The sequence below is a fragment of the Streptomyces orinoci genome (genome assembly GCF_003121295.1).
GTDB lineage: Bacteria > Actinomycetota > Actinomycetes > Streptomycetales > Streptomycetaceae > Streptomyces > Streptomyces orinoci.
Genome location: NZ_PHNC01000029.1, coordinates 189,727 through 210,762, shown reverse-complemented (window position 1 = coordinate 210,762; position 21,036 = coordinate 189,727). Strand labels below are relative to the sequence as shown.

Genomic DNA, 21,036 nt, shown 5'->3' with positions numbered 1-21,036 from the left:
CGCGTCCACCTCCCAGTGCCCGTCCCCAACGCCGTAGGCCACCGGCATGTCACGGTGGACAGCCAGGACAGTCCGGGTCCCCTCGGGACAGTCGCCGTACAACCCGGGCACCCGCCATCCCACCGGGTACTCCATGGACTCAGCCGGTCAGCGGAAATCGCGCCCTGCCCTGATGGCGCGGGCCGTTCGGAGTTGGAAATCCGTGCCGGAAGGCGGCCCGGAGGGTAAGGAAATCCGCCTCCGAGCGGCGCGGCTACCCGGCGGTCTCCGCGTGGGCGATGGCCCGTTGCAGGGTTTCCCGGGCGCGGGCCAGTTCGTCGGCGCGCTCGTCCAGGCGGGTCAGCTGGGTGCGGAGATTCTTCAGCACTCCGGGGCAGGGGCGCAGGGAACCGTCCGCGCTTGCGCAGGGCAGGACTTGGCGGATCAGCTGGGTCGGCAGGCCGGCCGCGAGCAGGGCGCGGATCCGGGCGACGGTCTGTTCGGCGGTGGCGTCATAGGTGCGGTAGCCATTGGGCTGCCGGGTGGAGGTGAGCAGTCCGACGCGCTCGTAGTAGCGGAGCTGCCGCTCGCTGGTTCCGGTGCGGCGGGCCAGCTGGCCTATCAGCATGGGGTTCTCGTTTCGGTGGGGGTGAGGAGTTGACCTTGACACTGTGTCAGGGTTCAACACTTGGCTCGCGGCAGTATTCCGGGGTTCCGGGCCGCGTCCAGACCCCGTTGACCAGGAGGAGAACCAGTGATCATCGACGCTCACAGCCATGTCCACGACCCCGTGGAGAGCCACCTCGCGCTGCTGGACGAGGCGGGGGTGGACAAGGCGGTGCTGTTCGCCACCCGGCCGCACCCGGAGCGGGCCGTTGATCTGGCCTCGCTGCGGCGGGAGATGGGGGTGCTGGCGAAGGCGATGGGCGGCCGGGCCGGGGAGTCCGACGGGTACGAGGCCGCATGGCGGGAACTGGACGAGGCGCTGGCCGCGCATCCCGACCGGTTCATCGGTTTCCGTTCGGTCCGGCTGGGGCCGGGGGATGAGGAGATCGCGTCGGTGGTGGAGCGGGACGTGGCCGGGCGGGGTTACCGGGGCATTGGTGAACTCACCCCGCCGCCCGGCCAGGCGGCCTTGATCGAACCGGTGCTGCGGGCGGCCGCCGATCATGGCGGGCTGCCGGTGGTGGTGCATGGGGCCGCGCCGACCACCGGGGACGACCTCGCGACCCTGGGCGGACTGGCCCGCCGCTACCCGGCCGTGCCCCTGGTGATCAGCCAACTCGGCGGTGTGCACTGGCTGAACGCCATTGAGCTGGCCAAGGCCACTCCCAATGTGTTCCTGGAGCTGTCCACGGCCAATATCGTCTTCTCGGTACGGCTGGCGATCAGCGAGGTGCCGGACCGGACGATATTCGGCTCCGACGCCCCTTATGGCGACCCGGTGCTGGCCCGGCTGACCGTTGAACGTGCCACCGGGTCGGGGGAGTTGCGTGAACGGGTCCTCGGGGGGACGCTGGCCGAGCTGCTGGGCCTGTGAGGATCCTGCGCCAGGATGATGAACTCCCCCGTTCGCCGGAGAAGTTCGGCACGGAAATCACCGGTGAGCAGGAGCCCGCTTCAGCCCGCGGACGGTGGGCGGCGGGCCGGTGCCGGTGAGAGCGTTCCCCCATGTCAGCAGAGTTCACCGGCGACGCCCAGCCGCCGTCGCGCCTGGCCCGCTGGGCCGCCTACGCATCCGCCCTCTCGGCGACCGTGGGGTTCATCCCCCTGCACGCGGCATGGGCGATGGGCATTCCCCTCTGGGCCCACAAGGACAAGTTCCATCAGTGGTACGCGCAGGGCGGCGGACCGTACCTTTCCGTGCTGAGCGTTATGGCCCTCCTGGCCGGAGTCCTCGCGCTGAGCCTGGTGCGGCCCTGGGGGCAGGTGTTTCCCGGTTGGGTGCCCCTTCTCGCGGGCCGTCCCGTACCGCGCCGGACCCTGGCGGCCACGGCCTTCATCGTGGCGGCCTTCCTGCTGGTCTACACCGGCTGGGCCGCCTGGCAGACCTTCGGTGACTTCGAGGACGACGGCATCTTCAGCCCTTGGATCGTGGTGTACGGGGTTCCGCAGTTTCTGGTGTGGGGTGGGGGGCTGCTGATCGCGGCGTACCAGTATGCGCGGCGGACGGCCGGGGGCCGTCCGGTGGTGGGAGGCGTCCTCACAGGGCCTCTACCATGAGCCCGGTAAACCGCCTGTCGGCCAAGGCCGTTGAGGAGGAAGGGCGAGCGAGCGTCATGGCGATCGTCCCAGGTCGCGCCGAGCACGCCGAGCGCGTGGCCCTGCGCCGCAGTCACTACACACTGATGCGGGACGCCGTGGAGCGGGTGCGGGGCAGTGTGCCCGGCAAGTTGGAGATCACCGCGGAAGGGATCGTCCATGACTTGGGAGTGCCGCAACGAGCCCATGCGCTGACGGTGCATCGGGTCAGCCGCCGCCTGGAGCGGGTTCTCCCCAGCGGGCTGGTGGCCCATGCCGGGTCGCCCGACGTGGAGAATGTGCGCGAGGGCGTGCTGCGCCGCCCGGATGTCATCGTCGTCGCCGAGCCGGATATGGCGGGGCAGGGTGCCTTCGATCCGCGCACTCTTCTCGCCGTCATCGAGGTGGTGTCCGCTTCCAGACCGGACAACGACTGGGTCGGCAAGCTGCGGGACTACCCGCTGCTCGGTATCCCGGTCTACGCGATCTTCGACCCACACCACGGTGAAGGTGCCGTCCTCTCCCGTATCCGCCGGGACTCATGCGGTCGCCCCCGGTATACGCACCGGACGGACTTCGGCTACGGCGAGGAAGTCGCCATCGGCGAGTGGTCCATCCACACCGGCGACCTGCCCCGCTACCACTAGCCCCGGTCCCGGATAGGCTGGTGGGCCGAAGCCCTTGATCGGACATGGTCAGCCTGGAGGCGGCGGAATGACGGTGCCGGGACGCAGGAGCAGCACCTTCACCCGGCTGGTGCGGTACGGGTTCGCCGATCTCACGGCGGCCGAGCGGCTGCTGGCGGCCGACGAGCTGGCGGCGGTGCGGGAGGATCCGGTGCTGCTGGAGGCGGTGGGGGCCACCGCCGATCCCGATCTCGCGCTGCGCGGGCTGGCGCGGCTGCTGGAGGTGCTGCCGCCGGAAGAGCGGCGGGCGCTGGTGGACACCCTGGTGTCGGCCAAGCCGCTGCGGGACCGGCTGCTGGGGGTGCTCGGCGCCTCGGAGGCGCTGGGGGACCATCTGGCGCGGCACCCGGGGGACTGGCGGGCGCTGATCGCCTTCGAGCAGGAGGATCTCCACCCGGGTACGGAGGAATTCGAGCGCGCCCTCGCCGAGGGGGCGGCCCTGGGGCGGGAGTGCGGGCTGGTGCCCGCGGACGCGCTGCGCGCCGCCTACCGGCGCTGTCTGCTGATGATCGCGGCCAGGGACGTCACGGGGACCATCGACATCGCCCAGACCGCGGCGGAGCTGGCCGACCTGGCCACCGCCACCCTGCGCGCCGCGCTGGCCATCGCCGCCGAGGAGCAGCCTCAGGACGCTGCGCGGTGCCGGCTGGCCGTGGTGGGGATGGGCAAGTGCGGTGGGCAGGAGCTGAATTACGTCTCGGATGTGGACGTGATTTTTGTGGCCGAGGCCAATGGGGGCACGGAGGAGGGGGCCGCGCTGCGGGCCGCCACCAGGCTGGCCTCGCGGATGATGCGGGTGTGTTCGGAGGTGACACCGGAGGGCACCATCTGGCCGGTGGACGCCAATCTGCGGCCGGAGGGGCGCAATGGCCCGCTGGTGCGCACCCTGGCCAGTCATCTGGCGTACTACGAACGCTGGGCCAAGACCTGGGAGTTCCAGGCGCTGCTCAAGGCCCGCCCGGTGGCGGGCGACGCGGAGCTGGGGCGGCGGTATATGGAGGCCGTGACGCCGCTGGTGTGGCAGGCCGCGGAGCGGGAGAACTTCGTGGCGGACGTCCAGCAGATGCGCCGGAGGGTGATCGCCTCCATTCCGGCCGCCCATGTGGAGCGGGAGCTCAAACTGGGGCCGGGCGGGCTGCGGGATGTGGAATTCGCCGTGCAGCTGCTCCAGTTGGTGCACGGGCGCAGCGACGCCACGCTGCGGAAGCCGGGCACCCTGGGGGCGCTGGCCGCACTGGCGGCGGGCGGGTATGTGGGGCGGGCGGACGCGGCCGCGCTGGACGCCGCGTACCGATTCCTGCGCACCATGGAGCACCGGATCCAGCTGCACCGGCTGCGCCGTACCCATCTGGTGCCGGAGGCGGAGGACGAACTGCGGCGGCTGGGCCGGTCGCTGGGCTTCCGTACCGAACCGGTCGCCGAGCTGGGCAAGGAGTGGCGGCGGCACGCTCGTGAAGTGCGGCGGCTGCATGAGAAGTTGTTCTACCGGCCGCTGCTGGACGCGGTCGCCCAGCTGGAGCCGGGCGAGATCCGGCTGAGCCCCAAGGCGGCCGGGCAGCGGTTGCAGGCGCTGGGGTACGCGGATCCGGCGGCCGCGCTGCGGCATCTGGAGGCGCTGGCCTCGGGGGTGACCCGTAAGGCGGCCATCCAACGGACGCTGCTGCCGGTGCTGTTGGGCTGGTTCGCGGACTCCGCGGACCCGGACGCCGGGCTGCTCAACTTCCACAAGGTCTCGGACGCGCTGGGCAAAACGCCCTGGTATCTGCGGCTGCTGAGGGACGAGGGGGCGGCCGCGGAGAATCTGGCCCGGGTGCTCTCGGCCGGGCGGCTGGCACCGGATCTGCTGCTGCGGGCCCCGGAGGCGGTGGCGCTGCTCGGCGCCGAGGAGGGGCTGCGCCCCCGCGACCGCCAGGCGCTGGAGCAGGAGACGCTGGCCGCGGTGGGCCGGGCCGAGGACCCCGAGGCGGCGATCGTCGCGGTGCGCGGGGTACGCCGGCGGGAGCTGTTCCGTACCTGTGCGGCGGACATCATCGGCGCCTATGGCAACGGGGGCGGCCAACGGGACTACGGAGCCCGGGTGGATGTGGTGGGACAGGCCGTCTCCGATCTCAACGCGGCCGCCATCGCGGGTGCCTTGCGGGCCGCCGTACGGGGCCAGTGGGGCGAGACGCTGCCCACCCGGTTCGCGGTGATCGGCATGGGGCGCTTCGGCGGGCGCGAGCAGGGCTATGGCTCGGACGCCGATGTGCTGTTCGTCCACCAGCCCAGGGAGGGCGTGGACGAACAGGAGGCCGCCAAGGCGGCGTTCGCGGTGGCCAATGAGATGCGGCGGCTGCTGCAACTGCCCACCACCGACCCGCCGTTGCTGATCGACGCCGACCTGCGCCCGGAGGGCAAGTCGGGGCCGCTGGTGCGCAGCCTGGCCTCGTACGCGGCCTACTACCGGCGCTGGTCGCTGGTGTGGGAGAGCCAGGCCCTGCTGCGGGCCGAACCGGTGGCAGGCGATGAGGAGTTGGGCCGCCGGTTCATGGAGCTGGTCGATCCGCTGCGGTATCCGGCGGAGGGGCTGGGCGAGGACGCGGTGCGCGAGATCCGGCGGCTGAAGGCCCGGATGGAGAGCGAACGGCTGCCGCGCGGGGCCGATCCCACCACCCACACCAAGCTGGGGCGTGGCGGGCTGTCCGATGTGGAGTGGACGGTCCAGCTGTTGCAGCTGCGGCACGGCTGGGCGGAGCCGGGGCTGCGGACCACGCGTACCAGGGAGGCGCTGGCGGCGGCCCGTGCGGCCGGGCTGATCCCGGCCGAGGAGGCCAGGATGCTGGACGAGGCCTGGGTGCTGGCGACCAGTGTGCGCAACGCGGTGATGCTGGTGCGCGGCCGGGCCGGGGACACCTTCCCGGGTGATCCACGGGAGTTGGCGGCGGTGGGGCGATATCTGGGGTACGAGCCCGGGCATGTCGGCGACATGCTGGACGACTACCGGAGGGTTACGCGGCGGGCGCGGGGTGTGGTGGAGGAGTGGTTTTACGGGAGGGGGTAGGGGTTCCGGACGCGGGAGGCCGGACCCGCGCCCCTAGCGGGGCGCGTTCGCGTTGCTCGCCACCGCTCGGCTGCTCACCTGGCGGGCCAGGCGGAAGGGGAAGGCCCCGTACCAGAGGTAGGACAGCGTAAAGCCGAAGGCCAGGCAGAGCAGGCCGCCCACCGCGTCCAGCCAGAAGTGGTTGGCGGTGGAGACGATCACCAGCAGGGTGAGCACGGGGTAGAGCAGGCCGAGGACGCGTACCCACAGCGGCCTGGCCAGGGTGGCGATGGTGAGGCCGCACCAGGTGGACCAGCCGATGTGCATGGACGGCATGGCCGCGTACTGGTTGGAGACATCGGCCAGATTCCCCGAGGCCATGGAACCCCAGGTGTGGTGCACCATCACGGTGTCGATAAAGCCCACCCCGTTCATCAGCCGGGGTGGAGCGAGCGGATACAGATAGTAACCGATCAGTGCCACACCGGTGGTGGCGAACAGGGCCAGCCGGGCCGCCGCATAGCGGCCGGGGTGCCAGCGGTAGAGCCACACCAGCACACCGATGGTGAGCACGAAGTGCAGGGTGGCGTAGTAGTAGTTCATCCCCACGATCAGCCAGGTCACCGAGTTCATGGCCTGGTTGACGCTGTACTCGGCGGCGATGTGCAGGGTCCGCTCGGCCTGCCAGATCCAGTCGGCGTTGCGCAGCGCGGCGTCCCGCTGTTCCGGAACGGCGTTGCGCACAAGGGAGTAGAGCCAGTAGCTGACCGCGATGAGCAGGATCTCGAACCACAGCCTCGGTCGGCGCGGTGTGCGCAGTCTCCGGAGCACGGGCCGCCGCGTGGGCGGCCGGTCCGCATGGTCCTCGGTGGGTGGCGGAGCGGCCGTCCGGTCGTGCAGGGTCCTTGCTGTCGCTTCACCCATAGGCCAAGAGTGTGCCAGACGGCGGACGTCCGCAGATCGTCCCTACGTAGGGGCTTGATGGCTTTCGGCCGGATTCGCGGCCCCCGTACCGGCCCCCGTACCGGCCCTTGGCACGGCCGGTCCGGCCTTGGGCACCGAGGCGGTTGAACCCCGAACCACCAACTCGGGCAGGAAGACAAACTCGCCATGGGCGGCGCTCTCGCCGCCGATCTCCTCCAGCAGCGCCCGCACCGCCGCCTGCCCCATGGACTGCACGGGCTGGCGGATGGTGGTCAGCGGAGGGTCGGTGAAGGCTATGAGCGGGGAGTCGTCGAAGCCGACGACCGAGACATCCCGGGGGACCTGAAGTCCGCGTCTGCGGGCCTCCCGGATCACGCCGAGAGCCATCATGTCGCTGGCGCAGACCACCGCCGTGGCGCCCCGGTCCAGCAGCGCGGCGGCGGCCGCCTGACCACCCTCCAGGGTGAACAGTGAGTGCTCGATCAGTTGCCCCGCGCTCGCTTTGCCCGTATCGAGCTGGTCTTCCATGGCGGCCAGAAAGCCCTCGATCTTGCGCTGTACGGGCACATAGCGCCGGGGGCCCAGGGCCAGTCCGATGCGGCGGTGGCCCAGTGCGGCCAAATGGGTGACGGCCAGGTGCATGGCCGCCCGGTCGTCGGGCGAGACAAAGGGCGCCCTGACCTCGGCGGAGAAGCCATTGATCAGGACGAAGGGCACCCCCTGGGCGCGCAGCCGGGCATAGCGCTGCATATCGGCCGAGGTATCCGCGTGCAGTCCGGAGACAAAGATGATCCCGGCCACGCCCCGGTCCACCAGCATCTCGGTGAGCTCGTCCTCGGTGGAGCCGCCCGGGGTCTGGGTGGCCAGGACGGGCGTATAGCCCTGTCTGGTCAGGGCCTGGCCCATCACCTGGGCGAAGGCCGGGAATATGGGGTTCTCCAGCTCGGGGGTGATCAGCCCGACCAGTCCGGCGCTGCGCTGCCGCAGCCGGACCGGACGCTCGTACCCCAGCACATCCAGCGCGGCCAGCACCAGATGGCGGGTGGAGTCCGCCACCCCCGGCTTGCCGTTGAGGACGCGGCTGACGGTCGCTTCGCTGACACCCGCCTGGGCTGCGATATCGGCTAGCCGGGCGGTCACGGGAGGTGACTGTACCGGGCGCATCTCAAAGTTCCCACCAGACGCAGGAGTCGGCGGGCAGCCGGACCGCGCCCCCGGTGAACTCCAGGGCCGCGCTGGACAGCACCGGGCGTCCCGGTACGGGCAGTTCGGCGGGGGCGCCGGTGGTGTTGAGGGTGCAGACAAAGCCGGGACGGGCGAAGGCCAGCACCCCCTCGGGGGCGTCCAGCCAGGTCATCTCGCCGTCACCGAGGCCCGGCAGCCGACGGCGCAGGGCCAGCGCGGAACGGTAGAGCTCCAGAGTGGAACGCGGGTCACCGGACTGGGCCGCCACCGACAGCTCCCGCCAGGAGTCGGGCTGCGGCAGCCAACTGCCGCCCGGCCCGAAGCCATAGGGGGCGCTCTCGCCGGACCAGGGCAGCGGGACCCGGCAGCCGTCCCGGGTGCCGTCCTGGCCGTCCCCCCGGAAGAACGCCGGGTCCTGGCGCACCTCGTCCGGCAATTCGGTGACCTCCGGCAGGCCCAACTCCTCGCCCTGGTAGACATATGCGGAGCCGGGCAGCGCCAGCATCAGCAGCGCGGCGGCCCGCGCCCGGCGCCCGCCGAGTTCACCGCCGCCATAGCGGGTGGGGTGGCGGACCACATCGTGGTTGGACAGCACCCAGGTGGTGGGCGCGCCCACCGAGCGGGTGGCGGCCAGTGACTCGTCGATGACCGCGCGCATGGGCTCGGCGCCCCACTCGCAGGTGAGGAAGTGGAAGTTGAAGGCCTGGTGCAGCTCGTCGGGGCGGACATAGCGGGCCAGCCGCCCGGCGTCCGGGGCCCAGGCCTCGGCCACGCCGATGCGCTCACCGGGGTAGGAGTCCAGCAGCGCGCGCCAGGAACGGTGGATCTCGTGCACCCCGTCCTGGTCGAAGAACGGCAGCACCTGGGAGCCGATGAGTTTGGCCTGTTCCTTACGGCCGATGTCGGGCAGCCCGGGCGCCTTGACCATGCCGTGTGCCACATCGATCCGGAAGCCGTCCACGCCCAGGTCGAGCCAGAAGCGGAGCACCGAGTCGAACTCGGCCCTTACCTCGGGGCTGTCCCAGTTGAGGTCCGGCTGCTGGGGGGCGAAGAGGTGGAGATACCACTCGCCGTCGGCGGTACGGGTCCAGGCGGGGCCGCCGAAGACCGACTCCCAGTCATTGGGCGGGAGTTCGCCTTCGGCGCCGCGGCCGGGGCGGAAGTGATAACGGGCCCGCTCGGGCGCGCCGGGGTCGGCCAGCGCGGCCTGGAACCAGGGGTGCTGGTCGGAGGTGTGGTTGGGGACGATGTCCACGATCACCCGCAAGCCCAGGCGGTGCGCCTCGCGGACCAGGTCGTCGGCGTCGGAGAGGGTGCCGAAGAGGGGGTCCACGGTGCGGTAGTCGGCCACGTCGTAGCCGCCGTCCGCCTGGGGGGAGGCATAGAAGGGGGTGAGCCAGATGGCGTCCGCGCCGAGTTCCTTGAGGTATGGCAGCCGTCCACGGATTCCGCGCAGATCGCCGATGCCGTCGCCGTCGCTGTCCGCGAAGGAGCGGACGTAGATCTGGTAGATGACGGCGTCGCGCCACCATGCGCTGTCCGCGCGGGTGTTCTCGGTGGATTGCGCTGTTACCGGGTGGGTCACGGGGCTCCTGTTCGTGGGTGCTTGCGGTTTCGGTGCCGGGTGCGGGCCGGTGGGGGGCGTGTGCCCACCCGTTCCGCCCTGCGGAACGACTGCCCACACGCTGGTTATCCCTTTGTGCCGCCACTGGTGAGGCCGGGCCACCAAGTGCCGCTGGGCCAGGAAGAAGACGATGCCGGCCGGGACGGTGATCAGGACGGCGGCCGCGGTCATCAGGCCCCACTCCGCCTTCTGCTGGCCGACGAAGGTCTGCAGTCCCACCGCCAGTGTGTAGTGCTCCTCGCTGCTCATGAACTGGCTGGCGAAGGCCACTTCACCCCAGGCGGTGATAAAGGAGTAGAAGGCGGTGACCGCCAGGCCGGGGCGGGCCAGCGGCAGGATCAGCCGCCAGAAGGTGCCGAAGGGGGTGAGTCCGTCCACCCGGCCCGCCTCGTCTATCTCCGCCGGTATGGAGTCGAAGTAGCCCTTGAGCATCCAGGCGCAGAAGGGCACCGAGACGGAGCAGTAGGTGAGGATCAACCCGGCATAGCTGTCCAGCAGTTGCAGCTGTCCGAGGATGTTGTACAGCGGCACGATCAGCACCGCCATCGGGAACATCTGCACCACCAGGAAGGTCCACATCAGCGGCCGGTGGCCGGGGAAGCGCATCCGGGACACCGCGTACCCGGCGGTGGCCGCGATCAGTACGCCCAGCACGGTGGCGCCCACGGCCACCAGGACCGAGTTGCCGAACCAGGTGAGGAACTCGGTCTGGCCCAGCACATGGCGGTAGTTGGCGATACCGAAGCCGGTCAGCCGGGTGGGCTGCTGCCAGCCGTCGCGGCCGCGGAGGGAGACGAAGACGATGAAAAGGACGGGGAAGACGGCCATGGCCGAGGCGGCGATCAGGGTGGTGTGCAGGGCCACCGAGGCGCCCCGGGAACGTTCCCCGCGGCTGCGTGCGGTCATCGGGCGGCCTCCTGGCGGGCCAGCATCCGGCGGTAGAAGACCGCGAACACCAGCAGCAGGGAGAGGATCAGAATGCCGTAGGTCGCCGAGCCCGCGTAGTCGCGGATGCCCTGGAAGGCGAGCCGGTAGGAGTAGGTCACCAGGATCTCCGAGTCCGAGTCCGCGCCGGCGCCGATCAGCAGATAGATGACCTGGAACATATTGAAGGTCCAGATGGTGCCCAGCAGGATCACCGTGCCGCTCACCGGCCGCAGGCCGGGCAGGGTCACATGGCGGAACCGCTGCCAGGCCGAGGCACCGTCCATCTCGGCCGCCTCATGCAACTCGGCCGGGATCGCCTGGAGTCCGCCGAGGATGGCCACCATCATGAAGGGGACGCCCAGCCAGACATTGACCGCCACCGCCGCCATCTTCTGGAGGGTGGAGTCACCGAGCCAGTCCACGGCGCCCACGCCCAGCTTGTCCAGCAGGGCGTTGAAGACGCCGTACTTCTCGTTGAACATCAGCCGCCAGGAGAAGGTGGCGACAAAGGCGGGCACCGCCCAGGGCAGGATCAGCAGCACCCGGTACAGCGCCCGGAAGCGCATCTTGCGGTTGAGCAGCAGCGCCAGCCCCAGGCCCAGGAGGTAGTGCAGCAGGACACAGGAGGCGGTCCAGACGACGGTCCAGGCCAGCCGACCGTAGAAGTGGCCCTCCTGGCCGGAGAGCACCTTCCAGTAGTTGTCCAGGCCCACGAAGCGGTAGGTGGACGGGATGTGGTTGACGCCGATGGTGCGGCCGACATTGGCCTCATTGGCGTCGGTGAAGGAGAGGTAGATGCCCCGGCCCAGGGGGTAGCCCACCAGGACGCCCAGGACCAGCACCACCGGCAGCACCATGGCCCAGGCGTACCAGTGGGTGTCGAAGGAGCGTCTGGCCCGGGCGAGCGGGCTGAAGCGCGCGGTGGTCGCGGCGGTGGCGGTCATCGGTGGCTACTCCTGGACCGAGTAGTCCTTGAGCAGGGTGGAGTGCCAGGCCTTGGCGGTGGCGTCCAGCCCGTCCTTGGGCTCCTCGCGCAGGGTGAGGATCTGGGTGTAGTGCTTGAGCCAGTCGGTGAACAGATCGCCGCCCTGCGGCAGTTGGGGCCGGATACGGGCCTTGTCCAGCGCGTCCCGGAAGGACTTGCGCACCGGGTCGGCAAGAACTTGCGGGCTGTAGGCGGACTTCCGGGTGGGCAGCACCCCGATGGCGTTGGAGGCCGACTCCTCCTGGGCGGTGCCGGTCATAAAGCGGACGAAGAGATAGGAGGCGTCGAAGTTCCCGGACCCGGCGTAGACCACCAGATTGTGCCCGCCCACCGGCGCCCCCGCGGTGCCGGTGGAGCCTGCCGGGACGGGGGCGATGCCCAGGTTGTCGTGCTGCTTGAAGGCGTCCCCGCCGAAGATCTCCTTGGTCGCCCAGGGGCCGTCGATCAGCATCGACAGCTTGCCGTTCTTGAAGTCGGTCTTGAGGGTGTTGTAGCCGTCGGTGCCGGCCGGCTTGGGCGCGGCACCGGACTTGATCAGATCGACGGCGGTCTCAATGCCCTTGCGGGAGGCGGCGTCGGCGAGGGTGATCTGCTTTTTGTCCACATCCACCAGATCGCTGTTCTCCCCATAGAGGAAGGGCAGCGAGTAGTAGCCGTCCGGATTGAGGCCCAGGCCGTCCGCGCCGGTCTTGTCCTTGATCTTCTTGGCGGCGTCCTTGACCTCCTGCCAGGTGGCGGGCGGCTTGGTGATGCCCGCCTTGGCGAACAACTCCTTGTTCCACAGCAGGCCCAGGGTGTCGGTGACCTCCGGGACGCCATAGGTCTTGCCCTGGTAGGCGGCGTTCTTCAGCGGGCCGGGGAGGAAGTCGTCGGTGTGCTCCAGGGCCGGGGTGCCGGTGAGGTCCTTGAGGTAGCCGAGCTGGGCGAAGCCGGGCGTCCAGCCGACATCGGAACGCAGGACGTCCGGGGCGCCCTTGCCGGTGGCGGCGGCGGTCTTGAACTTCTGCTGCGCCTGGTCGAAGGGGACGTTGACGTAATCCACCTTGATCTTGGGGTACTTGGCCTCGAAGTCCTTCACCAGCTTTTTGAAGGCCGGTGCCTCATTGGTGGCGTCCGAGGTGTCCCACCAGGTGATGGTGCCGCTGACACTGCCCGGGTCGCTCGCCGCCTTGGCGCCGTCACTGCCACTGCCCCCGTCACCCCCACAGGCGGTAGCGGTCAGGGCCAGCACACCGACGACGGCGGCGACCGATATGCCTCTTCGCATACGGATCTCCTCTTCACGAAGGCCGTCCTGGTGGGGCGGGCGGCCCGGGCTGAGGAGGAAGTTAACAGTCTGAAATCTCTTGCGAAAGGGTTTGCAAGAAACTTTCGGGACCGGCCGGCGTGGGTGCTGTCAGCCCACGGCCAGCGGCGCCAACCGGGCGGCCAGCAGGCCGAAGGGGGTGTCCTCGGGCTCCTTGGCCAGCAGGGAGCGCAGCAGTTCCGCCATGCCGTCGTCATGGACCGCGCCCACCGCCGTCAGCGCGGCAAGGCCCTGCACCAGCTGCAACTCCAGCTCGGGGCGCGGTATTCGGCGCCCGTCCAGCCAGAGCGCGGCGGTGGTCTCCACCTGGGAGAGCCAGGAGCGCAGCGCCACCTCCAGCCGGGCGCCGGGCGCGGAGACCTCCAGCTGTGCCAGCAGCTGCCGGTAGGCGGTGTGCCGCACCTCTGCCAGCAGGCCCTCCGCCGCGGTGGATCCGCGCAGCGCGGCCAGCCCGGGGCCATAGGCCTCGACGAAGTCGAAGAAGCGGCCGAGCGTGGTCAACAGCCGCTTGCCGGGCGGTCCTTCGCAGGGCTGGGTGAGCAGCCCGGTCAGCTCGTCCGCCGCCCGGCGCAGCGCGGCCTGGTACAGCCCCGGCTTGCCGGCGAAGTAGTGATAGACCAGCGGCCGGGATATCCCGGCCGCACCGGCGATGTCATCGAGGGAGACGGACTCGGGGGAGCGGCGGGCGAACAGTTCCAGTGCCACGGCGGTCAGTTGCTCGCGTCGCTGCTCGACGTCCATCCTGCGGCGTGCCCCGGTCGTCATGGGGGCATCCTAGACGGCGGTCCTCAGCGGCCTCCCCGGGGATGCAACTTGGTTTACTGGCACGTCACTTGAGGGTGCCGAGCTTCCGGCCGTCCGGCAGCCGGGCGCCGAGCTGCACATGGGCGCCGGGGGATGCGGGCAGCGCCAGATCGGGGCCCTGGACGGTGCCATGGGCACCGCCGGTGGCGGTGATGGAGGTGACGTCCTCGCTGCCCGCGCCCAGCGCGAACCACTTGCCGGCCGGGGACTTCCACAGCGCCCCGGCCAGCACATGGGGGTCATGGGCGCCGCAGGCCGGGGAGTCCGAGGCATGGGCCACCAGTGCGGCGGGCGCCCCCGGGCGGATGCCCGGCGGCTGGAACTGGGCCAGCACCCGGCTGCCCGCGCCCCGCCAGGTCTCGCCCCGGGTGCAGTACCACTGGGCCTGGCCCGGCTGGCCGGGCAGCCGCTGACCGTCATAGGGCCAGATATTGATCTCGCGCATGCCCTGGGAGCGTACGGTCTGCAGATGGCAGGCGGTGTGCGCCCAAGCCGCCCGTGTGGCGGGGGAGTTGACGTCGTGCTCGGCCGTGGGGGTGCCGGTGGTGAGCCGGGCCGGGACCAGCTCGCCCAGGTCCGTCACCAGGCGGTTGCCCAGCTGGACGGCGGGCCAGCTGTGGCAGGTGCCGGCGGCGGCCGGACCGGGCACCGGGTCGGTGACCCCGTCGGAGCCCTGGTGCAGCGGCTGCTCCTCACCGGAGGGGTTGAGCAGATCGCGGGTGCCGGCCGAGGACACCCAAGGGGCGGTCAGAAAGCGGGCGTTGCCATCGGTGCGGCTGACCACCACCGCCCCGGCGGTGTCGGCGTCGGCGGCGTCGGTACGGGCGAAGTCCAGCGCGGCGGCGGCGGTGTCGCCGCTTCTGGCCTCGGCATAGCGCACCACCCGCAGGCCGTCGTGGAACAGCACGATCACCGCCGAGTCCACCTCGCCCGCGTAGAGCAGCTGCGGGGGGCCGGCGGCCGGGCCGGTGGGGGTGCCGGGGGTGGCGGTGACCTGGACCCGGCTGCCGGGAGCGGCCCAGACGGCCAGCGCCCGGCGCAGCAGCGCCTGGTCGTCCACCCGGTTGCCCCGGGCGGGCCAGCTGGCGAAGCCGGGACGGTCGGCATGGGTCCAGGCGGTGGCGGTGGCCCGGGTCAACTGACCCGGGTCCAGGGCCTGTTGGACGGCGGGGTTACGGGCGTAGGGCGCGGCGGCACCGCCGGGGCCCCAGCCGTCGTCGGGCAGGCCGAGCAGCACCCCGCACACCGCCACGGCGGCCACCACGGCGGCACCGGCCCGGAGGTGCTGGCGGCGGCGCATCAGATCGGTGGGCCGGGCCTGGAGGGTGCAGGCGTCGAACTCCACCGACTCCAGCAGACAGGCGTCCCGGCTGCCGGGCGGGGTGCGGACGCCCTGTGCCTCGGCCACCGCCGCGCCGGGATCGTCCACCCCGGCGGCGGCCAGCAGCAGCCGTACATCGCGGTCGGTGGGGGCCTCCAGGGCGCGCAGGACGAAGGCGGCGCGGGCGGGCGCGGAGAGGGTGGACAGCGCCTGGTCCAGGGCGAGTTCATCGGCGCCGCCGGACCGGGGGAACAGCCGCAGCCCCCACACCTGGGGCAGCAGTGGCGGCAGCTGACGGGGCAACCGCCAGCGGCCGCGGGGGCGGGCCGCCAGCAGGGCGGCCCTGAGTACCCGCTGGCGGACATAGGCGTAACCGGGGTCCTCGGGACCCCGGGGGGAGGGGAGCGGTGGCTGCTCGGGGGCGTCGGCCCGGTTGCGCGGCAGGGCCCGCTGCACCAGGGCGTGGGCGGTGAGCACCCGGCGGTTGCGGCCCAGGGTCGGCGGCAGGACCAGATACCCGAGGCGGACCAGGCGCGGGTAGTGCTCGATCAGCGCGGCCTCGGCCTGCTCGACATCGACTAGGGAAAGCGACACGTCCGTAGAACGAGTGAATCGTGGGATGGTCACCTCACCCTTGGGGGTGCGCGCCTCGGGGCTCTGGGGATGCGCGGGCCCGCAGGGCCTTGAGGCGAGCGGGCCGCAGGGCTTTGGGGGTACGAGCCTCAGGCGACGCAGCGGGCCCGGATGCGGTCCACCGCCTCGCCCCGGACGCCCAGGCCCAGGCGGACATAGCCCTCCACCGAGCCATAGTGGTGGCGCATCTCCTCCAGGGCGGCGGCGAGGTAGGCGGGCCTCACCCCGAAGACGGCGTCCGCGATGGCCGGGTCGCCGCCCGCCGCGGTGAAGCGGTCCAGCAGGGGAGCGAAGGCGAGCCTTACCGCCGGGGCGACGGCCAGGTACTCCCGCTCCACGGTCTCCTCCTCCGCGCCCAGCAACAGCAGCAGCACGGCGGCCGCCCAGCCGGTGCGGTCCTTGCCCGCGGTGCAGTGGAAGAGCACCGGGCCGCAGTCCGGCTCGGCCAGGGTGGTCAGCAGCAGGCCATAGGCCCGGCAGGCGGCCTCGGAGGTGACAAAGGCCCGGTAGGACTCGCACATCAGCTTCTCCGCCTTGCCACCGCCCAGGTGCTCCTCGGCCGCCACCGGGCTGCCCAGCACCGAGGCCAGGGTGGGCGGCACCGCCTCGCCGGAGACGCCGTCGGGGAGCACATCGGCGACGATCAGCCGGGCCCCGGGCGGCAGCCGGTCCGGCCGCTCCCGCCGTTCATGCTCGGTACGCAGATCGACCACGGTACGGATGCCCAGCGCCGCCACCGCCGGGTCGGCCGCCGGGTCCAGCCGGTCCAGCGCCCCGGAACGCAGCAGCAGACCCGGCCGGACGGCGGAATTGCCACGCAGCGCGACGCCGCCGAGGTCGCGGAGGTTGCTGATGGTGGAGGCGTCGAACTGCGGCATAAGCGCATCTCCCTTGCCGGGCGCTTTTCACGATTTTCGGGGGTTTTATTCCGCTATTCGGTTTTATTGTGGCGAAGGGTAGCGGAACCCGCGACCAGGGGACGCCCCGGCCCCGGTTCCCGCCGGTGCGGCACCGGCTCAGCCCTGGTCCAGATACGCCAGTACCGCCAGCACCCGGCGATTGTCGTCGTCGGAGGGCTCCAGGCCCAGCTTGGCGAAGATATTCGAGGTGTGCTTGGCCACCGCCCGCTCGGTTACGGTCAGTTGACCGGCGATGGCGGCATTGGAGCGGCCCTGCGCCATCAGCTCGATCACCTCTCGCTCGCGCGGCGTCAGCCGGGCCAGCGGGGCATCCTGTGAACGGCGGGTCAGCAACTGGGAGATGACCTGGGGGTCCATGGCGGTGCCGCCGGCGGCCACCCGGCGGACCGCGTCGATGAACTGGCCGGCGTCGAACACCCGGTCCTTGAGCAGATAGCCCACGCCGCCGCTGCCATCGGCCAGCAACTCCTGGGCGTAGAGCTGCTCCACATGCTGGGAGAGCACCAGCACCGGCAGGCCGGGGACGGCCCGGCGGGCTTCCAGGGCGCACTGCAGGCCCTCGTCGGTGAAGGAGGGCGGCAGCCGGACGTCCACGATGGCCACATCCGGGCGGAGTTCGGCCAGCGCCCGGCTGAGCTCGGGACCGCTCTCGACGGCGGCGGCTATCTCGAAGTCATATGCCTCAAGCATGCGCACCAGGCCGTCACGCAGCAGGAAGAGGTCTTCGGCAAGGACTACGCGCACACTGGCTCCAGGCTGGGAGGGACGATCGCCCCATCGTGCCATCGGCCGCTGGTGCGCCGGGGCCGGCCACCCGGTTCAACCGCGCCCCTCACCGGCGCTCACCGCTCGTCGAGCTCGAAGTCCTCGAAATGGAAGCCCGGGGCGACCACACAGGTGACCAACACCGGCTCGGGGCCCGCCGGTTCGGCCGCCTGCCAGGTGCCGCCGGGGATCAGGAACTGAGGGCGTTCCCCGTGCTCCACCCCCGGGCCCAGGGTGATCTCCGTGGCGGCGTCCGGGCGTGGCCCGTCACCCCCCAGCCGCAGCCGCAGCGGGCCGCCCCGGTGCCACAGCCACACCTCGTCGGAGCGGACCCGGTGCCAGCGGGAGGACTCCCCGGGGTGCAGCAGGAAGTAGATGCCGGTGGCGAAGGCCCGGTCGCCGCCATAGTCCTCGGGCTGGGCGGTGGCGGCGGTGCGCCAGGTCTCACGGAACCATCCGCCCTCCACATGCGGCTGGAGGCCGAGCAGGGTGACGAGTTCTGAGGTCATGGCAACCACTGTGACAGGCGCGCCCCCAGCCGCCAATGGCGCTCGGCCGCCGCAGGAGACCTCAGCCCCTCGGAGAGGGCAAGGCGTGGTGCGTCCCTCAGCCGGCAAGCGCGCAGGGCAGCTCGATGGTGGCCATCGTCGGCCCGCCCGGCGGACTGCTGACCGCCAGCACCCCGTCGAACGCCCCCAACCGCCGCTCCACTCCCCGCAGTCCGGTACCGCCGGCCAGGTCCGCCCCGCCGCACCCGTCATCGGTGACCGTGACCCGCAGCATCCCACCGGAGTGCTCGGCGTCCACCTGGATCCGGCGCGCCCCCGAGTGCTTGACCGCGTTGGCGAGCAGCTCGCTGACCGCGAAGTACGCCGCGGCCTCCACCGGTTCCGCGGCCCGCCCCGGCAGCCGCATATCCACCTCCACCGGCAGCGGCAGCCGCAGCGCCAGTGCCCGTACCGCGTCGGCGAAGCCGCGTTCGGCCAGTACCGGCGGGTGGATGCCGCGTACCAGGTCGCGCAGTTCGCCCAGCGCCTCGGCGGAGGTGGTACGGGCGGCGGCCAGCAGCTCCCGCGCCTTGGCCGGGTCCTTCTCGAGCAGCGCCTCCACGGTGCTCAGGCTCATGCCCACCGCCACCAGCCGGGCCTGCGCACCGTCGTGCAAGTCCCGCTCGATGCGCCGCAGTTCGGCGGCCGAGGTGTCCACCGCGTCATGCCGGGTCTCGGTCAGCCGCTCCACCCGCTGGGCGAGTTCCCGCTCCGGGGTGGGGCCCAGCAGCCACTTGGCCAGCCGGAAGTCGGCGCGCAGCAGGGCCGGGCCGGTGAAGAGGTTGAGCACCCCCAGCGAAACCCCCAGGGCGGCCGCGAAGTTGGCGCTGGTCTGGCCGGTGACATGGATGAACAGGAACCACTCGTTGCCGCCGTGGTGCACGATCGGCTTCCATACGCCCAGGGCCAGCACCGGGCCCCACAGGGTGTAGAGGAAGCCGATCATGCTCAGTACGGCCAGCAGACAGCCGGCGGTCATATCCACCAGCAGCCACTGGAGGTCACGCCAGGTGGCCTTGTCCCGCAGCAGCGCCCAGCAGAGTTCCACCTGGCCCGGCACGCCGGGCCGCCGCCGGGGCGCCGGCAGATAGGGGGAGGGGATCTCCACCCCGGACCACGCCCTGGCCTGGGCCCGGCGCTGACCGGCGAAGCCGCGTACCGCCCGGAGCGCGACCGGGGTGGCCAGGAGGCCGATCCCCACCGGTATCAGCGCGATGGACACCACCGCGAAGGTGTAGACGAGCACCGCACCGATCGGCCCATAGAGCGACAGCCATAGACCGCGCGCGGCGGCCAGGCCCGCCTCGCGGAACCTCTTCACAGTCATTCTCCCAGCTCTGCGGGCGGGCCCGCTGCCCCCCGTCGCCGGCTCAAGTCTGCGGTACGGCCGGGGGCCGGTCACTGGGCGCAGCCCCAGGCCGGGGGGTGTACCTGGCAACACCCCCCGGCGATGGCTCAGGAGGCGGCCGGCGGGGTGTACTTGTAGCCGACCCGCCGCACGGTGACGATCGAGGAGCGGTGCTCGGGGCCCATCTTCCGGCGCAGCCGGGCCACATGGACGTCCACGGTGCGGCCGTCGCCCACATGCCCATAGCCCCAAACCGTGGTCACCAGCTGGTCGCGGGTGTGCACCCGGTTGGGGTTGGCCACCAGGTGGGCCAGCAGTTCGAACTCCAGATATGTCAGGTCCAGCAGGCGTCCGGCCACCCGGGCGGTGCGCTGCTCGGGGTCGATGCTCACCAGGGCGTCCCCCTGTCCGGCGGGCCGGGGGGCGGACTGCTCGGCCGGGACCAGCACCAGATAGCCGACCATCGGCGGCTGGCCGGGCAGCGAGGGCAGGGTGTGCTGCGGGGCGGGCAGCCAGGTGGCCCCGGAGTGCAGCAGCTCGGCCACCGGCGGCACGACGGCCGGGGCGGCGCTCTCGTCCGGGGAGACGGCTCGCAGCCGGTGCCGGTGAGCGGCAGCACGGTCGGCGGGCGCGGCGGACGGGGCGGGCAGGGTGCGGAGGTTGGTCATGGAGGGCTCAGCTCTTTCGCGCGTAAGGCCGTCGAGGAGACGTACTGGCGCGGGCCCTTGGCCGGTACCCGTTACCGGCGGCTGACTTCGACGGGGTCAGCGAGAGGAGTGGGCCTGCGCGGAGGACGCGCGACAACACACTCGGTCGAAGTCGTGATGCTGGCGTGAAGGCCAGAAGGGCTCAAGGTCGCTGTGACCCTTCGCGGAGTTCTGGAGGCTGGCCATGCCCCCTATTGAAACATGCCGGAGCCGGGCGGGGGGAGGGCCGCCCGCGCCCCTGTCGGGGCACCGGGCGCCGCCCCGCAGTCAGTCCCGCGACCGGGACAACGCCTCCCGTACCGCCTCCTCCGTACGCCCCACCACCGCCGAGCCGTCATCGGCGGTGATGATGGGCCGCTGGATCAGCTTGGGGTGCTCGGCCAGCGCCCGTACCCAGCGCTCCCGCTCCGCCTCCTCCCGGGGCCAGTCCTTCAGTCCCAGCTCCTTGGCCTCCTCCTCCTGGGTGCGGGTGATGTCCCACGGCTCCAGACCCAGACGGTCGAGCACCAGGCGGATCTCCTCGGCGCTCGGCACCTCCTCCAGATAGCGGCGGACGGTGTAGTCCGCACCCTCGGCGTCCAGCAGGGACAGCGCGCTCCGGCACTTGGAACAGGCCGGGTTGATCCAGATCTCCATGCCGCAAACGGTACCGCGTACCTCCGTCAAATGCCGTCTGAGCTGGGCCGATTGTCAGTGCCCGGCAGTAAAATGGAGGGAGTTGAGCAAGCGTGCACGACCGCGTCTGGAGGATGTCGATGGCCGTAGCCGCAACACCCCTGCCGAACCTTCCCGCCCTTCCCACCCTGCCCAAGAAACGCATGCCCGCCGGGCAGCCGCGCGACTGGTACGAGTCGCACAACCGCCGCCTGAAGGCGATGCGGCTGGCCATCGCCCTGCTGCACTCCGGCGTCTACACCCCCGACCGTGCCACCGACCGGCGGATACGGCTGGTCGCCGAGCAGATCGGGGTGCACCGGCCGTCCGAGACCACCTGCCGGCTGGTGCGGGCGCTGATCTGACGCCTCCGCCCGGTTGGGCCGTACATCGTGTGCGTATGCGCGGTGTACGGCCCGCCGGGCGTTCCCATGGCCGGGCGGCGGCAGGGCGGCGCAGC

General features: G+C 71.5%; 19 protein-coding genes and 1 pseudogene. 5 read left to right on the top strand and 15 right to left on the bottom strand.

Features of this window, described 5'->3' with window-relative positions; genetic code table 11:
• Positions 1-253 precede the first annotated feature (253 nt).
• Positions 254-607 carry a MerR family transcriptional regulator gene (locus CV755_RS15600; protein WP_109280848.1) on the bottom strand — a complete coding sequence of 118 codons (354 nt, stop codon included), beginning with the start codon at positions 605-607 and terminating at the stop codon, positions 254-256.
• 126 nt (positions 608-733) lie between these two features.
• Between CV755_RS15600 and CV755_RS15595 the strand changes: the two genes are divergently transcribed.
• The 4 genes from CV755_RS15595 to CV755_RS15580 all read left to right on the top strand — a co-directional run bounded on the left by CV755_RS15595 (position 734) and on the right by CV755_RS15580 (position 5,946).
• Positions 734-1,519, top strand: coding sequence for an amidohydrolase family protein (locus CV755_RS15595; RefSeq protein WP_109280847.1), 786 nt, complete (start codon positions 734-736; stop codon positions 1,517-1,519).
• Between the two features lie 131 nt (positions 1,520-1,650).
• Positions 1,651-2,202 (top strand): hypothetical protein, encoded by a 552-nt coding sequence (locus CV755_RS15590; protein ID WP_109280846.1) that lies wholly within the window; start codon positions 1,651-1,653, stop codon positions 2,200-2,202.
• Between the two features lie 56 nt (positions 2,203-2,258).
• On the top strand, positions 2,259-2,867 hold the full coding sequence (locus CV755_RS15585; protein WP_109280845.1) for a Uma2 family endonuclease: 609 nt from the start codon (positions 2,259-2,261) through the stop codon (positions 2,865-2,867).
• Positions 2,868-2,934: 67 nt separating this feature from the next.
• Positions 2,935-5,946: a bifunctional [glutamine synthetase] adenylyltransferase/[glutamine synthetase]-adenylyl-L-tyrosine phosphorylase gene (locus CV755_RS15580; RefSeq protein ID WP_109280844.1), complete on the top strand. Its 3,012-nt coding sequence runs from the start codon at positions 2,935-2,937 to the stop codon at positions 5,944-5,946.
• Positions 5,947-5,979: 33 nt separating this feature from the next.
• On the opposite strand, the gene CV755_RS15575 is transcribed toward CV755_RS15580, so the two are convergent.
• The 14 genes and pseudogenes from CV755_RS15575 to CV755_RS15515 all read right to left on the bottom strand — a co-directional run bounded on the left by CV755_RS15575 (position 5,980) and on the right by CV755_RS15515 (position 20,558).
• Entirely contained in the window at positions 5,980-6,849 is an 870-nt protein-coding gene (locus CV755_RS15575) for a phosphatase PAP2 family protein (protein WP_109280843.1), read from the bottom strand.
• 42 nt (positions 6,850-6,891) lie between these two features.
• The gene (locus CV755_RS15570; protein WP_241561228.1) at positions 6,892-7,989 is read right to left on the bottom strand and encodes a LacI family DNA-binding transcriptional regulator; all 1,098 of its coding nucleotides are present in this window, start codon (positions 7,987-7,989) and stop codon (positions 6,892-6,894) included.
• Positions 7,990-8,014: 25 nt separating this feature from the next.
• Positions 8,015-9,619, bottom strand: coding sequence for a glycoside hydrolase family 13 protein (locus tag CV755_RS36165; RefSeq protein ID WP_241561330.1), 1,605 nt, complete (start codon positions 9,617-9,619; stop codon positions 8,015-8,017).
• 144 nt (positions 9,620-9,763) lie between these two features.
• Positions 9,764-10,486, bottom strand: a pseudogene (locus CV755_RS36715) (sugar ABC transporter permease); the annotation flags it as partial.
• Between the two features lie 74 nt (positions 10,487-10,560).
• Entirely contained in the window at positions 10,561-11,529 is a 969-nt protein-coding gene (locus tag CV755_RS15560; RefSeq protein WP_109280840.1) for a carbohydrate ABC transporter permease, read from the bottom strand.
• Positions 11,530-11,535: 6 nt separating this feature from the next.
• Positions 11,536-12,837 carry an extracellular solute-binding protein gene (locus CV755_RS15555; RefSeq protein ID WP_109280839.1) on the bottom strand — a complete coding sequence of 434 codons (1,302 nt, stop codon included), beginning with the start codon at positions 12,835-12,837 and terminating at the stop codon, positions 11,536-11,538.
• A gap of 129 nt (positions 12,838-12,966) precedes the next feature.
• Entirely contained in the window at positions 12,967-13,641 is a 675-nt protein-coding gene (locus CV755_RS15550; RefSeq protein ID WP_109280838.1) for a TetR/AcrR family transcriptional regulator, read from the bottom strand.
• Positions 13,642-13,705: 64 nt separating this feature from the next.
• On the bottom strand, positions 13,706-15,595 hold the full coding sequence (locus CV755_RS15545; protein WP_338323663.1) for a hypothetical protein: 1,890 nt from the start codon (positions 15,593-15,595) through the stop codon (positions 13,706-13,708).
• A 128-nt stretch (positions 15,596-15,723) separates the two neighbouring features.
• A complete protein-coding gene (locus CV755_RS15540; RefSeq protein ID WP_109280836.1) occupies positions 15,724-16,512 on the bottom strand; it encodes a tyrosine-protein phosphatase in 789 nt (262 codons plus the stop codon).
• Positions 16,513-16,650: 138 nt separating this feature from the next.
• On the bottom strand, positions 16,651-17,298 hold the full coding sequence (locus tag CV755_RS15535) for a LuxR C-terminal-related transcriptional regulator (RefSeq protein ID WP_109280835.1): 648 nt from the start codon (positions 17,296-17,298) through the stop codon (positions 16,651-16,653).
• Between the two features lie 98 nt (positions 17,299-17,396).
• A complete protein-coding gene (locus CV755_RS15530; RefSeq protein WP_109280834.1) occupies positions 17,397-17,828 on the bottom strand; it encodes a cupin domain-containing protein in 432 nt (143 codons plus the stop codon).
• Between the two features lie 97 nt (positions 17,829-17,925).
• Positions 17,926-19,194: a sensor histidine kinase gene (locus tag CV755_RS15525; protein ID WP_109280833.1), complete on the bottom strand. Its 1,269-nt coding sequence runs from the start codon at positions 19,192-19,194 to the stop codon at positions 17,926-17,928.
• Between the two features lie 128 nt (positions 19,195-19,322).
• A complete protein-coding gene (locus CV755_RS15520) occupies positions 19,323-19,883 on the bottom strand; it encodes a winged helix-turn-helix domain-containing protein (RefSeq protein ID WP_109280832.1) in 561 nt (186 codons plus the stop codon).
• Between the two features lie 306 nt (positions 19,884-20,189).
• Entirely contained in the window at positions 20,190-20,558 is a 369-nt protein-coding gene (locus CV755_RS15515; RefSeq protein ID WP_109280831.1) for an arsenate reductase family protein, read from the bottom strand.
• A gap of 113 nt (positions 20,559-20,671) precedes the next feature.
• Between CV755_RS15515 and CV755_RS15510 the strand changes: the two genes are divergently transcribed.
• A complete protein-coding gene (locus tag CV755_RS15510) occupies positions 20,672-20,941 on the top strand; it encodes a hypothetical protein (RefSeq protein WP_109280830.1) in 270 nt (89 codons plus the stop codon).
• The last annotated feature ends 95 nt before the right edge of the window (positions 20,942-21,036 follow it).

What these genes read in the sequence shown, in the direction of transcription:
- CV755_RS15510 (WP_109280830.1), top strand. Translation starts at nt 20,672, where the DNA reads ATGTCGATGGCCGTAGCCGCAACACCCCTGCCGAACCTTCCCGCCCTT.
- CV755_RS15525 (WP_109280833.1), bottom strand. Translation starts at nt 19,194, where the DNA reads ATGACTGTGAAGAGGTTCCGCGAGGCGGGCCTGGCCGCCGCGCGCGGT.
- CV755_RS15540 (WP_109280836.1), bottom strand. Translation starts at nt 16,512, where the DNA reads ATGCCGCAGTTCGACGCCTCCACCATCAGCAACCTCCGCGACCTCGGC.
- CV755_RS15555 (WP_109280839.1), bottom strand. Translation starts at nt 12,837, where the DNA reads ATGCGAAGAGGCATATCGGTCGCCGCCGTCGTCGGTGTGCTGGCCCTG.
- CV755_RS15550 (WP_109280838.1), bottom strand. Translation starts at nt 13,641, where the DNA reads ATGACGACCGGGGCACGCCGCAGGATGGACGTCGAGCAGCGACGCGAG.
- CV755_RS15520 (WP_109280832.1), bottom strand. Translation starts at nt 19,883, where the DNA reads ATGACCAACCTCCGCACCCTGCCCGCCCCGTCCGCCGCGCCCGCCGAC.
- CV755_RS15530 (WP_109280834.1), bottom strand. Translation starts at nt 17,828, where the DNA reads ATGACCTCAGAACTCGTCACCCTGCTCGGCCTCCAGCCGCATGTGGAG.
- CV755_RS15560 (WP_109280840.1), bottom strand. Translation starts at nt 11,529, where the DNA reads ATGACCGCCACCGCCGCGACCACCGCGCGCTTCAGCCCGCTCGCCCGG.
- CV755_RS15575 (WP_109280843.1), bottom strand. Translation starts at nt 6,849, where the DNA reads ATGGGTGAAGCGACAGCAAGGACCCTGCACGACCGGACGGCCGCTCCG.
- CV755_RS15585 (WP_109280845.1), top strand. Translation starts at nt 2,259, where the DNA reads ATGGCGATCGTCCCAGGTCGCGCCGAGCACGCCGAGCGCGTGGCCCTG.
- CV755_RS15580 (WP_109280844.1), top strand. Translation starts at nt 2,935, where the DNA reads ATGACGGTGCCGGGACGCAGGAGCAGCACCTTCACCCGGCTGGTGCGG.
- CV755_RS15515 (WP_109280831.1), bottom strand. Translation starts at nt 20,558, where the DNA reads ATGGAGATCTGGATCAACCCGGCCTGTTCCAAGTGCCGGAGCGCGCTG.
- CV755_RS15600 (WP_109280848.1), bottom strand. Translation starts at nt 607, where the DNA reads ATGCTGATAGGCCAGCTGGCCCGCCGCACCGGAACCAGCGAGCGGCAG.
- CV755_RS15590 (WP_109280846.1), top strand. Translation starts at nt 1,651, where the DNA reads ATGTCAGCAGAGTTCACCGGCGACGCCCAGCCGCCGTCGCGCCTGGCC.